This window comes from Castellaniella defragrans, from assembly GCF_014203015.1.
GTDB classification, from domain to species: Bacteria; Pseudomonadota; Gammaproteobacteria; order Burkholderiales; family Burkholderiaceae_B; genus Castellaniella; species Castellaniella defragrans.
In genome coordinates this window covers 206,446-227,707 of the sequence record NZ_JACHIB010000004.1, presented here as the reverse complement: position 1 = coordinate 227,707, position 21,262 = coordinate 206,446, and the positions used below count along the sequence as shown (strand labels likewise).

The 21,262-nt window shown below is 69.6% G+C and carries 17 protein-coding genes and 1 tRNA gene; 9 read left to right on the top strand and 9 right to left on the bottom strand.

Translation table 11 applies throughout. The annotated features are described in order from the left end of the window. Positions 1–6: 6 nt before the first annotated feature. Positions 7–318 (bottom strand): hypothetical protein, encoded by a 312-nt coding sequence (locus tag HNR28_RS04860; RefSeq protein WP_170288460.1) that lies wholly within the window; start codon positions 316–318, stop codon positions 7–9. Positions 319–690: 372 nt separating this feature from the next. After that, positions 691–766, bottom strand: a tRNA-Gly gene (locus HNR28_RS04855). 393 nt (positions 767–1,159) lie between these two features. Between HNR28_RS04855 and murB the strand changes: the two genes are divergently transcribed. Further along, positions 1,160–2,242 carry a UDP-N-acetylmuramate dehydrogenase gene (murB, locus tag HNR28_RS04850; RefSeq protein ID WP_151024640.1) on the top strand — a complete coding sequence of 361 codons (1,083 nt, stop codon included), beginning with the start codon at positions 1,160–1,162 and terminating at the stop codon, positions 2,240–2,242. Between the two features lie 91 nt (positions 2,243–2,333). Here the strand turns inward: murB and dapB are convergent, their stop codons facing one another. Then, positions 2,334–3,125: a 4-hydroxy-tetrahydrodipicolinate reductase gene (gene dapB, locus HNR28_RS04845; RefSeq protein WP_151024628.1), complete on the bottom strand. Its 792-nt coding sequence runs from the start codon at positions 3,123–3,125 to the stop codon at positions 2,334–2,336. Next, positions 3,125–3,616 carry an outer membrane protein assembly factor BamE gene (locus HNR28_RS04840; protein ID WP_052355646.1) on the bottom strand — a complete coding sequence of 164 codons (492 nt, stop codon included), beginning with the start codon at positions 3,614–3,616 and terminating at the stop codon, positions 3,125–3,127. The genes dapB and HNR28_RS04840 overlap by 1 nt, the downstream gene beginning before the upstream one ends. 210 nt (positions 3,617–3,826) lie before the next feature. Here HNR28_RS04840 and fur point away from each other — a divergent pair, with 210 nt between their 5' ends. After that, entirely contained in the window at positions 3,827–4,252 is a 426-nt protein-coding gene (gene fur, locus HNR28_RS04835; RefSeq protein ID WP_043681227.1) for a ferric iron uptake transcriptional regulator, read from the top strand. A 30-nt stretch (positions 4,253–4,282) separates the two neighbouring features. Here fur and recN read toward each other — a convergent pair whose 3' ends face one another. Next, positions 4,283–5,938, bottom strand: coding sequence for a DNA repair protein RecN (recN, locus tag HNR28_RS04830; protein WP_151024627.1), 1,656 nt, complete (start codon positions 5,936–5,938; stop codon positions 4,283–4,285). A gap of 27 nt (positions 5,939–5,965) precedes the next feature. Continuing rightward, positions 5,966–6,868: an NAD kinase gene (locus tag HNR28_RS04825; RefSeq protein ID WP_043681233.1), complete on the bottom strand. Its 903-nt coding sequence runs from the start codon at positions 6,866–6,868 to the stop codon at positions 5,966–5,968. A 117-nt stretch (positions 6,869–6,985) separates the two neighbouring features. On the opposite strand from HNR28_RS04825, the gene hrcA reads away from it, so the two are divergent. The 5 genes from hrcA (at position 6,986) to dnaJ (ending at position 13,129) form a co-directional block, all read left to right on the top strand. Continuing rightward, positions 6,986–7,999, top strand: a complete 1,014-nt coding sequence (gene hrcA, locus HNR28_RS04820) for a heat-inducible transcriptional repressor HrcA (protein ID WP_151024626.1) — start codon at positions 6,986–6,988, stop codon at positions 7,997–7,999. Between the two features lie 25 nt (positions 8,000–8,024). Further along, positions 8,025–9,071 (top strand): ferrochelatase, encoded by a 1,047-nt coding sequence (gene hemH, locus HNR28_RS04815; RefSeq protein ID WP_151024625.1) that lies wholly within the window; start codon positions 8,025–8,027, stop codon positions 9,069–9,071. A 180-nt stretch (positions 9,072–9,251) separates the two neighbouring features. After that, positions 9,252–9,824, top strand: coding sequence for a nucleotide exchange factor GrpE (gene grpE / locus HNR28_RS04810; RefSeq protein ID WP_043681241.1), 573 nt, complete (start codon positions 9,252–9,254; stop codon positions 9,822–9,824). 100 nt (positions 9,825–9,924) lie between these two features. Continuing rightward, positions 9,925–11,850: a molecular chaperone DnaK gene (gene dnaK / locus HNR28_RS04805; RefSeq protein ID WP_043681245.1), complete on the top strand. Its 1,926-nt coding sequence runs from the start codon at positions 9,925–9,927 to the stop codon at positions 11,848–11,850. Positions 11,851–11,995: 145 nt separating this feature from the next. Then, positions 11,996–13,129, top strand: a complete 1,134-nt coding sequence (gene dnaJ / locus HNR28_RS04800) for a molecular chaperone DnaJ (protein WP_151025457.1) — start codon at positions 11,996–11,998, stop codon at positions 13,127–13,129. A 133-nt stretch (positions 13,130–13,262) separates the two neighbouring features. Here the strand turns inward: dnaJ and pobA are convergent, their stop codons facing one another. Then, entirely contained in the window at positions 13,263–14,435 is a 1,173-nt protein-coding gene (gene pobA, locus HNR28_RS04795) for a 4-hydroxybenzoate 3-monooxygenase (protein WP_043681248.1), read from the bottom strand. A 102-nt stretch (positions 14,436–14,537) separates the two neighbouring features. On the opposite strand from pobA, the gene HNR28_RS04790 reads away from it, so the two are divergent. Beyond that, positions 14,538–15,437 carry a helix-turn-helix domain-containing protein gene (locus tag HNR28_RS04790; protein WP_151025456.1) on the top strand — a complete coding sequence of 300 codons (900 nt, stop codon included), beginning with the start codon at positions 14,538–14,540 and terminating at the stop codon, positions 15,435–15,437. A 99-nt stretch (positions 15,438–15,536) separates the two neighbouring features. Here HNR28_RS04790 and HNR28_RS04785 read toward each other — a convergent pair whose 3' ends face one another. Next, positions 15,537–18,365, bottom strand: a complete 2,829-nt coding sequence (locus HNR28_RS04785) for a M16 family metallopeptidase (RefSeq protein ID WP_151025436.1) — start codon at positions 18,363–18,365, stop codon at positions 15,537–15,539. A 314-nt stretch (positions 18,366–18,679) separates the two neighbouring features. Between HNR28_RS04785 and HNR28_RS04780 the strand changes: the two genes are divergently transcribed. Beyond that, positions 18,680–19,966, top strand: coding sequence for an omega-aminotransferase AptA (locus tag HNR28_RS04780; RefSeq protein ID WP_151025438.1), 1,287 nt, complete (start codon positions 18,680–18,682; stop codon positions 19,964–19,966). Positions 19,967–19,970: 4 nt separating this feature from the next. Here HNR28_RS04780 and HNR28_RS04775 read toward each other — a convergent pair whose 3' ends face one another. Then, positions 19,971–21,041: a LacI family DNA-binding transcriptional regulator gene (locus HNR28_RS04775; protein WP_052355648.1), complete on the bottom strand. Its 1,071-nt coding sequence runs from the start codon at positions 21,039–21,041 to the stop codon at positions 19,971–19,973. Between the last annotated feature and the right edge of the window lie 221 nt (positions 21,042–21,262).

Genomic DNA, 21,262 nt, shown 5'->3' with positions numbered 1-21,262 from the left:
AGTGACTCATCGACCTTTCACCAAACGCTGGCGGCTTCTTTCGAGTGCACGGCTCATCATCTGCCGCGTGGCGCGTCGAATCGGGAATTTTTCAGCACGCTGAATGAATGTCGAGGCGTGCTCCAGCATCCCATCGATCACCGTCCCGGCGATTTTTTCCGGCACGCCACTTTCCGATGCCAAACGTGCGAGGTGACTTCTTTCGATTGCATCGCCTTCGCCACAGACGTCCATATGATGCTGGCCACGGGGGCCGTCGCTGAAGGTCAGCCTGTATTGGCCAGTACTAGTTTGACCGTACCAGCTCAGCTGGGTCACACCGAAGGATTTCACACGAAAATGGAGATGCTCTCGCGCAGAGCGTAGGGCTTCAGGAATTTTGAGAATTACCGCATGCGGGTCTTGGCCCGGTGCGGTTGGAACGGTGTGATCAACCGTGTCTAGTGAATGCTCATCCCCCGTTTATGGGGTAGAGCCGTAGAGCCGGGCCTTGTCCCGTTCGGCGCGGGCCTCGCTCAACCCCAGCAACTATCCGGTAGCCGACCCACCCGCATTCTTGTGCCCCAATTGGCGCCTCAAAAACGCTGGCTGTGGGTGGATTTCCGTGGCGCTCGCTGGAATGAAAAAAGGAGCCGAAGCTCCTTTTTTCAAAGACTTGTAGACACTAGTAGAAGTCTGCAGGTCAAAATCTGGAGCGGGAAACGAGTCTCGAACTCGCGACCTCAACCTTGGCAAGGTTGCGCTCTACCAACTGAGCTATTCCCGCGTTTCTTAGCTATCCAGCTAAGCCATGCATTGTATTGTGTATTTTTCAGTCTGTCAAATCGCACGATCTTTCAGACTGGGCTTCAGTCCCCTTGGGGGCGCTGTTGCCGATACGCAATCAAGCAAGAGGCAGAACTATAAAGCACGAAATCAGGGGCTGTCAAATTCGGGTGTGGAGTTGTGTTCGGGTGTGGAGTTGTGTTCGGGTGTGGAGTTGTGTTCGGGTGTGGATCTGTTCGGGCGTGGCTCGGTTGGCGGCCATTCCGTTGTGGATCCGGTGTGGGTGCCGGTTTCCCAATCCGGTTCCCTCGATTCCCCCGCCATCCGGCGCATCCCCGCGCGGTATGCTTACGCCTTCCGCTCGATCCCCTCCAATCCGACCGCCATCATCCTCATGTCCGCCCAGCCGCCCGTCTTCTCCGAACAGGATCTGCAGGCCTGCAACACCCTGGGCCTGCCGGCGCGCGCGCCGGTGGCGGTACTGGAGGACGAGTCGGCCATTCCCGCGCTGTGCGAAGCCCTGGCGGCCGGCGGGCAGACGGATGCGCCGCTGTTCGTGCTGGGCGGCGGCAGCAATCTGGTGATCGAGGCGCGGCCGCGCCATCGTGTCCTGCGGGTGGCGCTGCGCGGCATCCGCCTGTGGGACGATGCCGCCGGCCACTGGATCGTCGAGGCCGCGGCGGGCGAGTCCTGGCATGGCTTCGTGGCGCACTGCCTGGCGCGGGGCTGGCCGGGGCTGGAGAACCTGGCCCTGATCCCGGGAACGGTGGGCGCGGCGCCGGTGCAGAACATCGGCGCCTACGGGCTGGAGCTGGACCAGCGCCTGCATTCGGTGGTGGCCTGGGACCTGCGGGCGGGCGGGGAACGCACGCTGCGCCCGGACGAGTGCGGCTTCGCGTACCGCGACAGCCTGTTCAGGCGCGACGGGGCGGGGCGCTGGCTGATCGTGCGGGTGCGTTTCGCGCTGCCCAAGGCCTGGACGCCGCGCCTGGACTATCCGGACCTGCGCGACCATCCCGGGCTGCGGGGGGCGGGCGGGGCATCGGGCGCCGGCGGCCCGGCGCATGCAGCGGCGGCAACGATGCCGACGCCGCGCCAGGTCTTCGACGCGGTGTGCGACATCCGCCGCCGCAAGCTGCCGGATCCGGCGGTGCTCGCCAATGCGGGCAGCTTCTTCAAGAATCCGGTGGTCGATGCGGACCAGGCGGATCGCCTCCGGCGGCAGTTTCCGGCGCTGCGGACCTATCCCCAGGCGGACGGCCGGGTCAAGCTGGCGGCGGGCTGGCTGATCGAACAGGCGGGCTGGAAGGGGCGGCGCCTGGGGCCGGTGGGCATGCACGAGCGCCAGGCGCTGGTGCTGGTGAACCATGGCGGCGCGCGGGCGGCGGACGTGCAGGCCCTGGCGCGGGCCGTGCGCGCCGACGTGCGAAAAAGATTCGGCGTGGGCCTGGAGCAGGAGCCCGTGGTCCTGGACTGAGTCCGGCCGGGCCGCCCGATCCGGCGCGGCATGAAAGACGAAGGGCCTGCGGATCGAACGCAGGCCCTTTGCCGTCCGGACGGCCCTGCGTTCAGGTCGCCAGCACGTCCTGCATGTCGAACAGGCCGAATTCGCGCCGGGCCAGGTAGCGGGCGGCGCGCAGGCTGCCCTGGGCGTAGGTGGCGCGGCTGCTGGAGCGGTGGCTGATCTCGATGCGTTCGCCGGTGCCGCAGAAATACACGGTGTGGTCGCCGACGATGTCGCCGCCACGCAGCACGGAAAAGCCGATGCGGCCGGTTTCGCGCGGGCCGGTGTCGCCGTGGCGCGCCCAGTCGGCGATCTCGTCCAGCGGCTTGCCCCAGGCGCGCGCCACGGCCTCGCCCATGGCCAGGGCGGTGCCGGAGGGCGCGTCGACCTTGTTGCGGTGGTGGGCCTCGAAGACTTCGACGTCGTAGCCGCTGTTCAGCAGCCGGGCGGCCATGTCCAGCAGCTTGAGGGTGGCGTTGACGCCCACGCTCATGTTGGGGGAGAAGACGATGGCGGTCTTCTGGGCGGCGGCGCGGATGGCCTGCTTGCCTTCGGCGTCGAAGCCGGTGGTGCCGATGACGCACTTGACGCCGTGCGCGACGCAGGCGTCCAGGTGGGCCAGGGTGCCTTCGGGCCGGGTGAAGTCGATCAGGCAGTCGGCGCCGGCCAGGGCGTCCAGGCTGCCGGTGATGCGCACGCCCGTATCGACGCCCAGGAAGGCGCCGGCGTCCTGGCCGATGGCATCGCTGCCGGAGCGGTCCAGCGCGACGGCCAGGGTGAGGTCCGGGGAATCCAGGACGGCCTGGATCAGCATGCGCCCCATGCGGCCCGAGGCGCCCGCGATGGCGATGCGCATTATTGCTGGCCCTCCTGGCGGTTCTTGCCGCCGGCGCCGGTTTCGATGGTGGCCTGCGGCGTGACGCCGGCCCCCTGGCCGCTGGGGGAGGCGGCGGGATCCACGCCCGGAGACGCGGCCTGCCGGGCGGCGCGTTCGGACTCGGCGGACTGGACGGCTTCCTTGCCGCTGTCGGCCCGCTGGAAGGGCTGGCGGTCGGGCTGCTCGTCGCCCGTCCAGCGCACCAGCTGGTCGTTCTCGAACCAGACGGTGAACTTGCGCAGTTCGTCCTTGCCGTAGCCGGGCTGGTTGTAATAGGGGTAGTCCCAGCGCTCGGCGTGGAAGATGTCCTGCAGCGTGGGGGTGCCCAGGATGAAGCGCACCTGGTCGCGGGTCATGCCGGTTTCGAGCTTGGCGACCTGCTCGGTGGTGATCCAGTTGCCCTGCTGGATGGTGGCCCGATAGGGAAAGCCCCAGTTGGTCGAGCCGCAGCCCGCAAGGCCCAGCGCCATGACGCTGGCGGCCAGGCATAAGGTCAGCCTGTGGGATTGAGCGCTGGATCGGATGTGCACGAAAGCCCCCGTGGTGGATGCGATGGCCGCGCATCCGCGGCCGCTAAAACCGCTATCATAAAGGGAATTCGGATTTGCGCATGCGCGCGGCTGGATGCGGGGGGTTCCGGCCCGCTTGCCTTTTGCCGCATTCCCCGGGATACTTGAACCATGAACGACCAGATCGAACTCAAGACCATGGGTCTGAAGGCGACGTTTCCGCGCCTGAAGATCCTCGATATATTCCGCAAGGCGGAAACCCGCCACCACAGCGCCGAGGACGTCTATCGCGCATTGATCGCGGAAGACGTGGACATCGGCCTGGCCACCGTCTACCGCGTGCTGACCCAGTTCGAGCAGGCGGGCATTCTGCTGCGCAGCCAGTTCGATGGCGGCAAGGCGGTGTTCGAGCTCAACGACGGCGATCACCACGATCACCTGATCTGCACCAACTGCGGCCGGGTGGTGGAATTCTCCGACGCGGAAATCGAAAAGCGCCAGCATCGGGTGGCCAAGGAAAACGGCTTCACCCTCGAAAGCCACAACATGATGCTCTACGGCATCTGCCCGAAGTGCTCGGCCGCCAAGAAGGCCTGATCTTCCCGGTCTCCTAGCTTTTCCGGCCCTCTAGCGCGCCGCCTGCCCCGACGCCAGCATCTCGCGGGCGTGGGTGCGCGTGGCGTCCGTCATCTTCAGTCCGCCCAGCATGCGGGCGATTTCCTCCGTGCGGGATTCCGCGTCCAGCGGCCGGATGGCCGACAGCGTGCGGCCGGCGCGGGTGGCCTTGCTGACGCGGAAATGCCGCGCGGCGCAGGCCGCGACCTGGGGCAGGTGGGTGACGCACAGGACCTGATGGCGCGCGCCCAGTTCGCGCAGCAGGCGGCCGACGACCTCGGCCACCGCGCCGCCGATGCCGGCGTCCACTTCGTCGAAGATCAGGGTGGGGACCCGCGCCGCCTGGCTGGCGATCACCGACAGGGCCAGGGAAATGCGCGCCAGTTCGCCGCCGGAGGCCACGCGCGCCAGCGGCCGGGGCGGGACGCCGGCGTGGCCGGCGACGAGGAATTCGACGGTTTCCAGGCCGTGCGCGGAAGGCTTGCAGTCCGCCAGGGCGACGTCGAAGGCGCCGCCGTCCATGGACAGGGTCTGCATGGCGGCCGTGACCTGCGCGGCGAGCTGGACGGCCGTGGCGCGCCGCGCGGCGCCCAGCGCGCGGGCCAGTTCCATGTAGTGCGATTCGGCCTGGCGGCAGGCGCGTTCCAGCGCCTCCAGGTCCTGGCCGGCCTCGGCCTGGCGCAGCTGGGCGCGCAGCGTTTCATGGTGTTCGGCCAGGGCGTCGGGCTCGACGTGGAAGCGCCGGGCGGCCTCGAACATGCGGCCCATGCGGGCGTCGGCCTGCGCCAGGGCGTCGGGGTCTGGCTCCAGGCGGTCGGCGTAGGCGTTCAGGCCGGACACGGTTTCCGCGCACAGGATGCGCGCCGATTCCAGCGCCTGACAGTGTTCTTCCAGAGAGGGATCGTGGCGCACCAGGGACTGCAGCGAATGGATCGCGGCGTGCAGGGCCTGGGCCGCCGAGCCCGATTCGCCGTCCAGCGCCTCGACGGCCTGGCCGGCGCCGGCCAGCAGGGCCTGGGCGTGCGCGAGGCGGGATTGGCGGGCGCAGAGTTCCGGCCATTCGCCCGGCTCAGGCGCCAGTTCGTCCAGCCAGGCCACGTCCGCGGCCAGCCGCTCCAGCAAGGCCGCCTGGCCGGCCGCGTCGCTGCGGGCGGCGTCCAGCGCCGCCTGCGCCTGGCGCCAGTCGGTCCAGGCCTGCTGCACGGCGCGCGCCTGCTCGGCGTGCCCGCCCTGGGTGTCCAGCAGCTCGCGCTGGCTGGCGGGCTGCAGCAGGCTCTGGTGGGCGTGCTGGCCGTGGATGTCCACCAGCAGGGCGCCCAGGTCGCGCAGCTGGCCCAGGGTGGCCGGCACGCCGTTGATCCAGGCCTTGCTGCGGCCCTGGGCGTCGATGACGCGGCGCAGGATGAGTTCCGGGCCTTCCAGAGCCTGCTCGGCCAGCCAGCCGGCGGCGGCCTCGGGCGCGTCGAAGACGGCGCTGATGTCGGCGCGCGGGGCGCCTTGGCGGATCAGCGCGGCGTCGCCCCGGCCGCCCAGGGCCAGCGCCAGGGCGTCGATCAGGATCGACTTGCCGGCCCCGGTCTCGCCGGAAAACACGGTGAAGCCGGCCTCGAAGGCGATGTCGGCCTGGTCGACGATGACGAAGTCGCGGATGTGCAGCGCGCGCAGCATGGCGAGGGGTGGCTGTGGCCGTCGGGTCTATTGGTCGGGTTCGTCCCAGGGATGCAGCATGCGGTTCCAGTTCAGCTTGCTGCGCAGGGTGGAGAAATAGCTGTAACCCTGGGGGTGCAGGAAACGGACGCGGTGGGGGCTGCGGCGCACGTCGATGCGGTCGCCTTCCTGGCAGTTGGACAGGGCCTGCATGTCGAAGTGCACGCTGGCGCCGGATTCCACCCGGCCCAGGGCGCTGATGGTGATGTTCAGCACGCTGTCGTCGGGCAGGGTGATGGGCCGGTTCGACAGGGTCTGCGGGGCGACGGGCACCAGCACCAGGGCGTTGACCTGGGGGTGCAGGATCGGCCCGCCGGCCGACAGGGCGTAGGCCGTCGAGCCCGTGGGCGTGGCGATGATCAGGCCGTCGGCGCGCTGGCTGTGCATGAAGGCGCCGTTGCATTCGACGCGCAGTTCGATCATGCCGCCGCGCCCGGCGCGGTTGATGATCACGTCGTTCAGCGCCAGGCCGGAGAAGATGGTCTCGCCGCCGCGCATCACGCGGCCTTCGAGGAGGATGCGCTCGTCCTGGACGAAGGCGCCGTTCAGGACGCGGGTGATGGCTTCGTCGGCGCTGCCCAGGGGGATGTCGGTGATGAAGCCCAGGCGGCCGTGGTTGATGCCGATCATGGCCACGCCCGAGGTGGCCAGCTGGCGCGCGGCCGCCAGCATGGTGCCGTCGCCGCCCATGATGATGGCCAGGTCGGCGCGCGCGCCGATGTCTTCGTAGGATGCCAGGGGGAAATCGGCCACGCCAGTGTTGCGGCCCGTGTCGGCCTCGATCAGGACGTCGCAGCCCGCCGAGGACAGGACCCGGCCCAGCCGGCGCAGGGGCGCGTCCATGCCGCTGTCCTGGTGGCGCCCGATCAGGGCGACGGTCTTGAAGTGCATGGGCGGGGGGCCTCCCGGAATTTAATGGAATAATAGGCGTATCCGATTATAGGGGAGGAGGGCGCGGCTGCCGATGCGGGCGGGCCGTTTCCATCCCGCATGCTGGATGAAATGGACATGGATGATCGAGCCAAGACGTTGCTGAAGGCGCTGGTCGAACGCTACATCGCGGACGGCCAGCCCGTGGGGTCGCGCACGCTGTCGAAGGTCTTTGATCTCTCTCCGGCCACGATCCGCAACGTCATGGCCGATCTGGAAGACCTGGGGCTGATCCACAGCCCGCACACCTCGGCGGGGCGCGTGCCCACGCCGCGCGGCTACCGCATGTTCGTCGACAGCCTGCTGACCGCCCGGCCCTACGAGCTCAGCCCCGACCTGCGGATCGAGGACTGCCTGCTGGCGGCCGAACCCGGCCGCGCCGTGACCGCCGCCGCCACGCTGCTGTCGAACCTGTCCCAGTTCGCCGGCGTGGTGCTCACGCCCAAGCGCACCCAGGTCTTCCGCCACATCGAATTCATCCGCCTGTCGGACCGCCGCGTGCTGCTCATCATCGTCACGCCCAACGGCGACGTGCAGAACCGCATCCTGTTCGTCTCGCGCGAATACTCCGAGGCCGAACTGCTGGAAGCCTCCAATTTCTTCAACCGGCAGTTCTCCGGCAAGTCCTTCCACGCGGTCCGCCAGGCCCTGGCCGACGAGCTCGCCTCGCTGCGCACCGACATCTCCCGCCTGATGCAGCAGGCCGTGGACGCCGGCCTGGATACGCCAGACACGGACGACGAGGCCGTGGTGATCTCCGGCGAGGGCAAGTTGCTGGGTGTGTCCGAAATGACCGCCAACATGGACCGCCTGCGCCGCCTGTTCCAGCTGTTCGAGCAGAAGACCGACCTGCTGCACCTGCTGGACGTCTCCAGCCGCGCGCAGGGCGTGCAGATCTACATCGGCGGCGATTCCCGCCTGGTGCCGCTCGAGGACGTGTCGGTCATCACCGCCCCCTACGGGGTCGACGGCCAGGTGATCGGCACGCTGGGCGTCATCGGCCCCAGCCGCATGGCCTACGACCGCGTCATCCCCATCGTCGACATCACCGCCCGCATGCTGTCCAACGCCCTCGGCCAGGCGGCCTCCTGATGCCGCCTCTTCCTGTTTTCCGACCATGAGCCGTTTCCTCCCCGAAGCGCCCGATCCCCGGGCGCTCGACCCGGACGCGCCCGGCCCCGGCCGCGGGCCGCTGGGCGTGCTGCTGATCAACCTGGGCACGCCCGACGCGCCGACCCCGGCGGCGGTGCGCCGCTACCTGGGCGAGTTCCTGTCCGACCCCCGGGTGGTGGAACTGCCCGCCGCGCTGTGGCAGATCATCCTGCGCCTGTTCGTGCTGACGCGCCGGCCGGCCGCCATCGCGCCGAAATACGCCCAGATCTGGCTCGAACGGGGCTCGCCCCTGCTGGTGCACAGCCGGGACCTGGCCGACGCGGTGGCGGCGGCCCTGCGCGGCCGCGGCCTGGACGTGCGGGTCGAACTGGGCATGCGCTACGGCCGGCCGGCCCTGGCCGGCGCCCTGGACGCCCTGCGCGCGGCCGGTTGCGGCCGCATCCTGGCGGTGCCGATGTATCCGCAGTACGCCGCCAGCACCACGGCCACGGCGGTGGACGCGGTGGCCGCGCACCTGGCGCGGCTGCGCCACCAGCCCACGCTGCGCTTCCTGGACCGTTTCCACACGTCCGACGCCTATGTGGACGCGCTGCACCGCTCGGTGCGCGCGCACTGGGACCGGGCCGGCAGGCCCGACCGGCTGCTGCTCAGCTTCCACGGCCTGCCCCAGCAGTCGGTGCGCCAGGGCGACCCCTATTTCCGCGACTGCCAGGCAACCGCGCGGGCCTTGCGCGAACGCCTGGGCGCCGACGGCGCGCGCCTGCACGTGACCTTCCAGAGCCGCTTCGGGGCGGCGCCCTGGCTGCAGCCCTACACCCAGCCCACGCTGGAGGCCTGGGGCAGGGAAGGCGTCGGCACGGTGGACCTGATGTGCCCGGGGTTCCTGGCCGACTGCCTGGAGACCCTGGAAGAAATCGACATGGGCTGCCGCGAGGCCTTCCTGGCGGCGGGCGGGCGGGCCTTCCGCTACATTCCCTGCCTGAACGCCGAGCCGGACTGGGCGCGCGATTTCGCCGGGCTGATCGCCGACAACCTGGCCGGCTGGACGTGAGGCCCGCTCGCGCGCTGCCGCCCGCGCCGCCCCGGACCGCCGCGTCCGGTGCGTCCGCCGCGTCCGGTGCGCGGCGCCGCGCCGGGGGCCGGCCCGCCCATCGCCATGCCGGGGCTTGAAGAACGCGCCCGCGCCCTCATCTATCCTTTTGTTACCCCTTTCAGCATTGGAGATTTCACCATGTCGGCTCCCCAGGAAGACTTGGACCCGCAAGCCGCGCCGAGCGCCGAACCCCAGTCCACCGGCCAGCATCCGGCCGATGCCGCCGAACCCGCCCCCGCGCAGCCGGGCGAGGACCTCGCCGCGCTGCTCGACGAGGCCCAGAAGCAGGTCGCCGATTACCACGACCAGCTGCTGCGCGCGCATGCGGAGGTCGAGAACGTCCGCCGCCGCGCCCAGGACGAGGTGTCCAAGGCCCGCAAGTTCGGCACGGAATCGTTCGCCGAGAGCCTGATCCCCGTGCGCGACAGCCTGGAGGCCGCGCTGGCCCAGGAAAACCAGACCGCCGAGGACTGGCGCCAGGGCGTCGAGGCCACCCTGCGGCAGCTGAACGCCGCCTTCGAGCGCAACCAGATGCGCGAGATCGCGCCGGCGCCGGGCGACACCTTCGATCCGCACCGCCACCAGGCGATCTCCAACGTGCCCTCCGAGCACCCCCAGGGCGCCGTCGCCCAGACGCTGCAGAAGGGCTACCTGATCGCCGACCGCGTGCTGCGCCCGGCGCTGGTCATGGTGTCGGCAGGCCCCGCCTGAGCCCCGCAGCCGGCCTTGAAACGGGGATTTACAACCCCATATTCGATTCATCGGCGGGCATGAAGCCCGCCCAGCCATTCAAACATCGACAGGATCCAACATGAGCAAGATCATCGGCATCGACCTGGGCACGACCAACAGCTGCGTCGCAGTGCTGGACGGCTCCAAGGTCAAGATCATCGAGAATTCCGAGGGCGCGCGCACCACGCCGTCCATCGTCGCCTACATGCAGGACGGCGAAATCCTGGTGGGCGCCCCCGCCAAGCGCCAGGCCGTCACCAACCCCAAGAACACCATCTTCGCGGTCAAGCGCCTGATCGGCCGCAAGTTCGACGAAAAGGCCGTGCAGAAGGACATCGACCTGATGCCCTACAGGATCCTCAAGGCCGACAACGGCGACGCCTGGGTCGAGGCGCAGGACAAGAAGCTCGCCCCCCCGCAGGTGTCGGCCGACATCCTGCGCAAGATGAAGAAGACCGCCGAGGACTACCTGGGCGAGGAAGTCACCGAGGCCGTGATCACGGTGCCGGCCTACTTCAACGACAGCCAGCGCCAGGCGACCAAGGACGCGGGGCGCATCGCCGGCCTGGAAGTCAAGCGCATCATCAACGAGCCGACCGCGGCGGCCCTGGCCTTCGGCCTGGACAAGTCCGAGCGCGGCGACCGCAAGATCGCCGTCTATGACCTGGGCGGCGGGACCTTCGACGTGTCCATCATCGAGATCGCGGACGTGGACGGCGAAAAGCAGTTCGAGGTGCTGTCGACCAACGGCGACACCTTCCTGGGCGGCGAGGACTTCGACCAGCGCATCATCGAGTACATCATCGCCGAATTCAAGAAGGAATCCGGCGTCGATCTGTCCAGGGACGTGCTCGCCCTGCAGCGTCTCAAGGAAGCCGCCGAAAAGGCCAAGATCGAGCTGTCCTCCACGCAGCAGACCGAGATCAACCTGCCGTACATCACGGCCGACGCCTCCGGTCCCAAGCACCTGAACCTGAAGATCACCCGCTCCAAGCTGGAAGCGCTGGTCGAGGAACTGATCGAGCGCACGATCGAGCCCTGCCGCGTGGCGATCAAGGACGCCGGCGTCAAGGTCTCCGACATCGACGACGTGATCCTGGTCGGCGGCATGACCCGCATGCCCAAGGTGCAGGAAAAGGTCAAGGAATTCTTCGGCCGCGAGCCGCGCAAGGACGTGAACCCCGACGAGGCCGTCGCCGCCGGCGCCGCCATCCAGGGCTCCGTGCTGTCGGGCGACCGCAAGGACGTGCTGCTGCTGGACGTGACGCCGCTGTCGCTGGGGATCGAGACCCTGGGCGGCGTCATGACCAAGATGATCAAGAAGAACACCACCATCCCGACGCGCTTCTCGCAGGTGTTCTCCACGGCCGACGACAACCAGCCGGCCGTGACCATCAAGGTCTACCAGGGCGAGCGCGAAGTCGCCGCGGGCAACAAGGCCCTGGGCGAGTTCAACCTGGAAGGCATCCCGCCGGCCCCGCGCGGCCTGCCGCAGATCGAGGTCACCTTCGACATCGACGCCAACGGCATCCTGCACGTGTCGGCCAAGGACAAGGGCACCGGCAAGGAAAACAAGATCACGATCAAGGCCAGCTCCGGCCTGACCGAGGAAGAGATCGAGCGCATGGTGAAGGACGCCGAGGCCAACGCCGAGGAAGACCACCGCATCGCCGAACTGGCGCAGGCGCGCAACCAGGCCGACGGCCTGGTCCACGCCACGCGCAAGTCCCTGACGGAATACGGCGACAAGCTCGAAGCCGCCGAGAAGGAAGCCATCGAGTCGGCCATCAAGGACCTCGAAGAAGCCATCAAGGGCGACGACAAGGCCGCCATCGATGCCAAGACCGAGGCCCTGGCCACCGCTTCGCAGAAGCTCGGCGAGAAGATGTACGCCGACATGCAGGCCAAGCAGGCGGCCGAGGGCGCGGCCGCGGCCGATGGCGCCAAGCCGGCGGCGGAAGACGACGTGGTCGATGCCGACTTCAAGGAAGTGAAGCGCGACTGACCGCCGGCCATCGCGCCCTTGCGGCCCGCCCCCCGGCGGTCGCCGGAAGAACGCGGCGATCCGCCCGCACCTGCCCGGTCCCGGTTTCTGCCGGTCCGGGCAGGTGTCCTTCAAATAGCAGCGCATCAAGCAAAGTAATCGACCAATGGCAAAACGAGATTTCTACGAAGTCCTTGGGGTCGCCAAGAACGCCTCGGATGACGACATCCGCAAGGCCTACCGCAAGCTGGCCATGAAGTACCACCCGGACCGCAATCCGGACAGCAAGGAAGCCGAGGACAAGTTCAAGGAGGCCAAGGAAGCCTACGAGATGCTGTCCGACGCGGAAAAGCGCTCGGCCTACGACCGCTTCGGCCACGCCGGCGTGGACCCGAACGCGGCGGCCGGCGCGGGCATGGGCGGCGGCGCGGGCGGCTTCGCCGACGCCTTCGGCGACATCTTCGGCGAAATCTTCGGTGGCGCCGCGGGCCGCCGGGGCGGCGGCGGACCGCAGGTCTATCGCGGCGCCGACCTGAAATATTCCCTGGAAATCAGCCTGGAGCAGGCGGCCAACGGCTTCGACACCGAGATCCGCATCCCCAGCTGGGAACCCTGCGAGACCTGCCACGGCTCGGGCGCCCGGCCCGGCACCTCGCCGCGCACCTGCCACACCTGCGGCGGCAGCGGCGCCGTGCGCATGCAGCAGGGCTTCTTCAGCGTCCAGCAGACCTGCCCGACCTGCCACGGCACCGGCAAGGAAATCCCCGATCCCTGCGGCGATTGCGACGGCGTGGGCCGCATCCGCAAGAACAAGACCCTGCAGGTCAAGATCCCGGCCGGGATCGACGACGGCATGCGCATCCGCTCCACCGGCAACGGCGAGCCGGGCCTGAACGGCGGCCCCCCGGGCGACCTGTACGTGGAAATCCGCATCAAGCCGCACGGCATCTTCGAGCGCCAGGGCGAGGACCTGCACTGCGAGCTGACCATCCCCTTCACCAAGGCGGCGCTGGGCGGCGTGCAGGAAGTCCCGACGCTGTCGGGGCGGGGGGAAATCACCATTCCCGAGGGCACCCAGACCGGCAAGACCTTCCGCCTGCGCGGCAAGGGCATCAAGGGCGTGCGCTCCAGCTATCCGGGCGACCTGTACTGCCACGTCGTGGTGGAAACCCCGGTGCGCCTGAACGAAGAACAGAAGGCGCTGCTGCGCCAGTTCGAGACGTCCCTGAACAGCGGCGGCGACCGCCATTCGCCCAAGAGCGAATCCTGGACCGACAAGGTGAAGAACTTCTTCTCCTGACGCCGGCCCGGCATCCGCATGCGGCATGCCGCATGCGTAAGCACCCCGCACGCCGGCTTTCGCCGGGTGCGGGGTTTTTCTGATCCGGAACGAGGAACCCGGAGCCGGGAAACCGGCACCGGGAACCCTAAGCTCAGAACGGCAGGCCGACGTAGTTCTCGGCCAGCGAGCCCAGCGCCTTCTCGGACGAGAACAGGTAGTCCAGGTCGGTCTGCTGCAGCTTCTGGTCGTAGCCCGGGCTGTCCGGGAAGGTGTGCAGCAGCATCGTCATCCACCACGAGAAGCGCTGCGCCTTCCACACCCGCGCCAGGGCCTTGGCCGAGTAGTTGTCCAGCCCGCTGCTGTCGCCCTGCAGGTAATGGGCCGTCATGGCGTGGTAGAGGTAGTAGATGTCCGAGGCGGCGCTGTTGAGCCCGCGCGCGCCGGTGGGCGGCACGATGTGGGCGGCGTCGCCGGCCAGGAACAGGTGGCCGTAGCGCATGGGTTCGGCCACGAAGGAGCGCAGCGGCGCGATGGACTTCTCGATCGACGGGCCGGTGACCAGGCGCGTGGCCACTGCCTCGGGCAGGCGCCGCTTCAGCTCTTCCCAGAAGGCCTCGTCGGACCAGTCCTCCACCGTCTCGCTCAGCGGCACCTGGATGTAGTAGCGGCTCAGCACCTGGGAACGCAGCGAGCACAGTGCGAAGCCGCGCTCGTGCTTGGCGTAGATGAGTTCGGGCGACACCGGCGGCGTGCGCGACAGCACGCCCAGCCAGCCGAAGGGATAGACCTTCTCGTATTCCTTGAGCACGGTCTTGGGGATGGACTTGCGGCTCACGCCGTGGAAGCCGTCGGCGCCGATGATGAAGTCGCAGTCGATGCGCACGATCTCGTCGCCCTGGCGGTAGGTCACGTGGGGCTTGGCGCCGGTCAGCTCGTGCAGCTGCACGTCCTCGACGTTGTGGATGACCACGCCGTTCATGCGGTCGCGCGCCTCGTAGAGGTCGCGCGTCAGTTCGGTCTGGCCGTAGACCACCACCGAGCTGCCGCCGCTGTACTTGTGCAGGTCCACGCGGCTTTGCCGGCCGTCGTGCGCGATGATGAAGCCGTCATGGATCTCGCCTTCACGGTCCATGCGTTCGCCGCACTGGGCTTCGCGCATCAACTTGGCGAAACCATGCTCGAGCACGCCGGCCCGGATGCGGCCCAGCACGTACTCGCGGCTTTGCCGCTCCAGCACGATGGTGTCGATGCCCTTGAGGTGCAAGAGCTGGGAAAGCATGAGGCCGGACGGGCCTCCGCCGATGATGCAGACGCTGGTTTTCATGGGATGTCTCCTGTGGTTCGGAACGCCGGGGAGATTTGATAATATGTGAGCGAAGAGCGGGCATCAATGTCTCGATTTCCGAAAAACTTGCACGATTCAAACATGCCTTCCTCCCAGCCTTCCCCTCATCCTTCCTCCCAGCCTTTCGCCCGGCAGATCCTCCAGTCCCAGGGCCTGTTCGGCGAATCCCGCCAGCTGCCCGACGTGGTGCATTGCGAGACGATCGCCGCGCGTTCCGCGCTGCACGACTGGGAACTGGCGCCGCACCGCCACGGCCGCCTGCACCAGGTGCTGATGCTGCAGTCGGGCGCCGGCCAGGCGCAGATCGAGGGGCAGTCCCTGCCGCTGGGCCCCGGGTCGCTGATCAACGTGGCGCCCGGCGACGTGCATGCCTTCCGCTTCGAGCCCGACACCCAGGGCCACGTGGTGACGCTGGCCGACGAGATGATGGAGCTGCTGCTGGCCGAGGCCGGCGAAGTGCGCCTGGTGCTGGGCCGATCCTTCGTGGGCCTGGACGACGGGCCGGTGGCCGCCCTGATGCCGCAGATCTGGGCGGAGTTCAATGGCCTGCGGGCCGCGCGCGCCCTGGTGCTGCGCGGCCTGTGCGCCACCCTGCTGGGCCTGGTGGCGCGGGCGGCGGCGCGCGCGGTGCCGTCCCCCGGCGAGGCGGCCCGGCCAGTCCTGCTGACGCGCTTCGAGGCTCTGCTGGAGCGGCATTTCCGCGAGCACTGGGGCGTGGCCGACTATGCGCGGGCGCTGTCGGTGACGCCCACCCACCTCAGCCGCGTCGTGCGCGCGGCCACCGGCGAGCCCGCCTCGGCCCTGATCGAGGCCCGGCTGATGCGCGAGGCCCGGCGCAACCTCGCCTACACCCATCTGCACGTGGCCACCATCGCCTACGGCCTGGGCTTCGCCGATCCGGCGCATTTCAGCCGGGTCTTCACGCGCGCGGCCGGCGTCTCGCCGCGGGCCTTCCGCCGCGGTCTGGCCGCCCCGGCCTGAGGCGCCGTCCGCGGCGTTTGCCGACGCGCTGCCCGACGCAGGGCTCGATGCGCGGCCCGCCGCACGGCCCGCTGCGCGGCCGGCCCGGGCAGTCCGGCCTCAGGGCTTGGGATCGGGGTCCGCGGCCACGGCGATGCTGAGCGCGTCCGGCCGCAGCAGCTCGCGCATCGCGGCGTTGACCTCCGCGGCCTTCAGGCCGCGCAGCCGGTCGATGATGTGCTGCTGCCAGGCGAAGCTGCGGTCCGTCTCCAGGTAGCCGATCCAGTGGCTGACCAGATAGCCGTCGTCGGAGCGCCCCAGTTCCATGTAGTTCAGCAGGGACTGCACCCCCTGGTCCACCTCGGCCTGGGTGAAGCCGGTCTTCAGGGTCTCGTCCAGGACGGTGCGGATCGCATCCTGCAGCGCCCCGGCGTTGCGCGCCGCCGTGCTGGCGTACAGCGTCCAGGCGCCGGAGTCCTCGAAGGACGAGGCGTTCACGGCGCTGCCCACGCCGTAGGACAGGCCGCCGCGCACGCGGATGCCCTGCCACAGCCGGGAATCCTCGGAACCGCCGAGCAGATAGTTGGCCAGCATCAGCGCGGGCCAGCGCGGATCGGTGTCGCGCAGCTTGAGGGGCACGGCGGCGCGGTATTCGGCATTGGCCTTGCCCGGGGCGGGGATGCGGAAGGTCTCGGGCTTCATCGCGTACCATGGCTCCGCCAGGCGTTCGTAGGCCGGTGCCGCGCGCCAGCCGTCCAGGCCGGCGCGCAGGTGCCGCTCGACGGCTGCGGGATCGAAGTCGCCCACCACGGCCAGCGCCAGATGGCCCGCGCCGTAGAACCGCGCGTGGAACCGCTGCAGCCGTTCGCGGCCGAGTTCGCCGAGCTGGGCCAGGATCTCGCCGGTCGTGGGGGTGTAGCGGACATCCTCCGGGTCCCAGGGCTGGTCGTGGCGCTGCAGCGTGTTGCGCGCCAGGAAGGCGGGGCTGGAGGCGTCGTCCTCCACCTGCGTGCGCAGGCTGCGCTTCAGCCGCTCCAGCTCGTCCTCGGGAAACGCGGGCGCGCGCAGCAGGTGGAAGACCAGGTCCAGCACGGCGGGCAGGTGCTCGCGGGAACTGCGCATGGACACGCTCAGGACGTTGCCGTCGGTGCCGAAGGACAGGTCGGAATCCAGCTCGTTCAGGCGGTCCTCGATCTGCTGGCGGCTCATGTCGGCGGTGCCGCGCAGCAGCATCGCGCCGGTGACGAAGGGCACCAGGCCCTGGCCGCGCAAGGCGTCGGCATCGGCGAAACCCATGCGCAGCACGGCATGGACGCGTCCGCCGGCGGTTTCCTTGGGCAGCAGGGCCAGTTCGACCGGCCCGTTGGGCAGGGCCAGCACGCTGCGCCGGGTGGCGGCGTCGATGGCCGGGGGGCGGGTGTCGAAGGCGGCCACGGCGGGCCGCCCGGTGCCGGTCTCGATCTGCCGGATCCAGGGTTCGAGGTCGGCCGGGGCGGGCGCGGGCGCGTCCTTGGGCTGCGGCGTGGGCAGGTACAGCCCGCTGGTGCGGTTGCTCGGCAGCAGCCAGGCGCTCAGCTGCGCGCGGATCCCGTCCAGCGTCAGCGCGCGCACGCGCAGGCGCTCGACGAAGAACAGGCGCCAGTCTCCCCGGGCGATCGCGTCGGACAGGGCCTGGGCCAGCGCGCCGGGCTGGTCGAAGGTCTGCTTCCAGTCGTTCAGCCAGGCGGTGCGGATGCGCTCCAGGCCGGCCTGGTCCAGCTGGCCGACGCCGTCGGCTTCCAGGCCGCGTTCCAGGGCCGCCAGCGCCGCCTGCGGGTCGGCGCCGGGCTGCACCTGGGCGCCGAACACGGCGTAGCCGGGCTGCTTCATGGCGCGGGCGAAGCCGAACACGCTGCTGGCCAGGTCCTTGGCCACCAGGGCCTGGTAAAGCGGCCCGGCCGGGGTGTCGGCCAGCATGGCGGCGCCGATCGCCAGGGCCGTGTAGGCGTCGCTGGCGGCCTCGGGCAGGTGGTACTGCGCCAGGACGATGGGGCTGCCGCCGATGCGCCGCAGGGTGACGCTGCGCGCGCCCTGCTGGACGGGTTCGACCGTGTATTCGGGCGGCAGCGTGCGCGCCGGCCGGGCGACCGGGCCGAAGTCCTGCGCGATCCATTGCAGCACCTGGCCGGCGTCGAAGCGCCCGGCGACGATCAGCGTGGCGTTGTCCGGCTGGTAGTAACGGTGGTAGAACGCGCGCAGCGCCTCGATGCCGACGTGCTCCACGTCGGAGCGCGCGCCGATGACGCTGCGGCCGTAAGGGTGCCAGACGTAGGCGGCCGCGGCGACCTGCTGCATCAGCATGCTGAACGGGCTGTTCTCGCCGCGTTCCATTTCGTTGCGCACCACCGGCATTTCCGCGTCCAGGTCGGCGCGGGCGATGCGCGCGTTCAGCATCGCGTCGGCTTGCCAGGACAGGTACCAGCGCAGCGTCTCCGGGTCGCTGGCGAAGGTCGCGTAGTAGTTGGTCAGGTCGGCGGTGGTCGAGCCGTTGGCCGCCAGTCCCCGGCGCGCGAATTCCGCCAGGGCGTCCGGATGCTTCGGGCTGCCGCGAAACAGCAGGTGCTCCAGCAGGTGCGCCATGCCGGTCTCGCCCGGGCCCTCGTTGCGCGAGCCGACGCGGTAGCTCATGTTCACCGTGGTCTGGGCGCGCGAATCGTCCGGGGCCAGCAGCACCTGCAGGCCGTTGTCCAGGCGGTATTCGGTCACGCCCTCGATCATGACCACCTGGCGCACGCCCGCGGGCAGGGCGGGGGAGGGCGCGGTTGCGGGAGCGGGGGCGAGGGCGGGGCCTGAAGCGGTTGCGGCCGGGGAGGCGGCCGCCGGTTCGGCGAGGGCGGGGCGGGGCAGGCCGGCCGGAGCCAGCAGGCAGAGCGCCAGCAGCGCGGGGAGCAGGGATTTCAGCGGAAGCACCGGGGACGATCCATGGACGAGTGGGTGTGAGCCGTAACATTACCGCATGAAGGCCCGCCGATGCACGGATCCGGCCGGCGCATGCCTCCCCGGCGTCCGTTCCCCCAGGCGTGCGCCCCGCTGGCGTGCGCCGCGGGGCGGGCGCGGCGCTTTCCAGCGGGCCCGCCGCTTTCCGGCAGGCGCGAAACGGAGTATGGTCTTCCGGCATGGGCCGGCCCGGCATGGAGATCGCCGTCCGGGTCTCCGGCCCCCTGGATCGAGAGGCCGCCATGCACACCCAAGCACCCCATTCCGCCGATTTGTCCAATCTGTGGATGCCCTTCACCGCGAACCGCCGGTTCAAGGCCCATCCGCGCATGCTCGCCGCGGCCCGGGGCATGTACTACACCGCCGCGGACGGCCACCAGGTGCTGGACGGCACCTCGGGGCTGTGGTGCGTGAACGCCGGGCATGGCCGCCAGCCCATCATCGACGCGATCAGCCGGCAGGCCGCCCACCTGGACTACGCGCCCAGCTTCCAGATCGGCCACGAGGATTCCTTTCTGGCGGCTTCCGAGGTCGCGGCCCTGATGCCCGACGGCCTGGACCGGGTGTTCTTCACCAATTCGGGCTCCGAGTCGGTGGACACGGCCCTCAAGATCGCGCTGGCCTACCACCGGGCGCGCGGCGAGGGCCAGCGCACCCGCCTGATCGGGCGCGAGCGCGGCTATCACGGCGTAGGCTTCGGCGGCATCTCGGTGGGGGGCATCGCGCCCAACCGCAAGGCGTTTTCCGCAGTGCTGCTGCCCGGGGTGGACCACCTGCCGCACACCCACGACCTGGCACACAACGCCTTTTCGCGCGGCCAGCCCGCCTGGGGCGGCGAGCCTTTCGCCGATGCCCTCGAAAGCCTCGTCGCGCTGCACGACGCCTCGACCATCGCGGCCGTCATCGTCGAGCCGCTGGCCGGCTCCACCGGCGTGCTGGTGCCGCCCCGGGGCTACCTGGAGAGGCTGCGGGCCATCACGCAGAAGCACGGCATCCTGCTGATCTTCGACGAGGTCATCACCGGCTTCGGCCGCCTGGGCGCGGCCACCGGCAGCGCGTTCTTCGGCGTCACCCCCGACCTGATCACCCTGGCCAAGGGGATCAGCAACGCGGCCGTGCCGGCCGGGGCGGTCGCGGTGAGCCGCGGCGTGCACGACGCCATCCTGGATGCGGGCGCGGGCGGCATCGAGTTCTTCCACGGCTATACGTATTCCGCCCACCCGCTGGCGACCGCGGCCATCCGCGCCACCCTGGGCGTCTACCGGGACGAGGACCTGTTCGCCCGCGCCCGCGCGCTGTCGGCGCCCTTCGAGGAGGCCGCGCACGCGCTGAAGGGCCGCCGCCACGTCATCGACATCCGCAACCTGGGGCTGGTGGCCGGCATCGAGCTGGCCCCCCGCGAGGGCGCGCCCGGCGCCCGCGCCGCCGAAGCATTCGGCAAATGCTTCGACCGCGGGGTGCTGGTCCGCTATACCGGCGACACCCTCGCCATCTCGCCGCCGCTCATCATCGGCGAGGACGAGATCGGGCGGATCTTCGAGACGCTGGCCGACGTGCTGGCCACCGTGGACTGACCGTTCAGCGGCCGGCGCGGCGCCGGCGCGCGGCGGCCAGGGTGCCCAGGCTGCCGCCCTCGATCAGCGTGGCCTGCATGGGCTGCTGCGCCTCGACCGGCTTGCCCGCGATCAGATCGACGATGATCCGCGCCGCGCGCGAGCCGATGTCGCTGTCCGGGATGCGGATCGTCGTCACGGCCGGCTGCATCATGGCCGCCTCTTCGAGGCCGTCGAAGCCGACCAGGGAGATGTCGCCCGGGACCTCGATGCCCAGGCGCCGGCATTCGTGCAGCGCGCCCATGGCCTGCAGGTCCGTGCCGAACAGGATCACGGTGGGGCGGGGCGACATGCCCCAGAACTGCCGGATGGCCCGCCGGCCCCCTTCGTAGGAAAACTCGTGCTCGATGATCCATTCGTCGGGGATGGAGAGGCCGGCTTCGCTCACCGCGGCCAGGATGCCGGCGCGCCGGTAGCGCGCCCGTTCGTTGCGCGCGATCGAGCCGCCGCAGATGCCGATGCGCACGTGGCCGCGGGACAGCGCCAGCTGCGCCAGCTGGTAGGCCGCGTCGAAGTTCGAGATGCCGACGCAGTACGGATAGCTGCTGCCGTCCACCGACCAGGTGAGCACGTAGGGCAGCTTGCACTGGTGCAGCAGGCCGAAGACGCCGGCGTCGTGGTCGGTGCCGACCATGATGATGCCGTCCACGCCTTTTTCGACGATGGTGCGGATCAGGGCCACTTCGTTCTCGATGTGGTATTCGTGGCTGATGATCAGCAGCTGGTAGCCCAGCGCCCACAGGGTCTGCTGGATCGAATGGGTGGAGTGGGCGAAGATGGGGTTGTTCAGGGTGGGGTAGACGGCGGCGATGGTCTGGGTGCGCCGCGAGGCCAGCGCGCGCGCCGCGCCGTCGCGGATGTAGCCGAGCTGGGCGACGGCATGGCGCACGGCCTCCAGGGTGGCGGGCTTGACCTGATCGGGCACGGACAGGGCCCTGGATGCGCTGCCCAGGGACACGCCCGCCAGCCGGGCCACGTCCGCCAGCGTGGGCCGGCTGAAGGGCGCCGCACCCTGTGACTCGGGGTGTTTACTCATTGACAATCCTTGAGGCGGCTATGTACTCTTTCCAGGCACGAAAATGAAACGCTTCAACTGTGTCCGCTCACCAGTTTCATTCTAACTGGTGTTTTTATGTCCCTAAACTTGAAGCGCTTCAAAAAGTGTCCCTTTCCAAGGAGACTCATCCAGCATCGAGCCAGCCGTTCAACATCGTTTGATTTCCGGTATGGGACGCGTCCCGCCCGCCGGGAGATCGA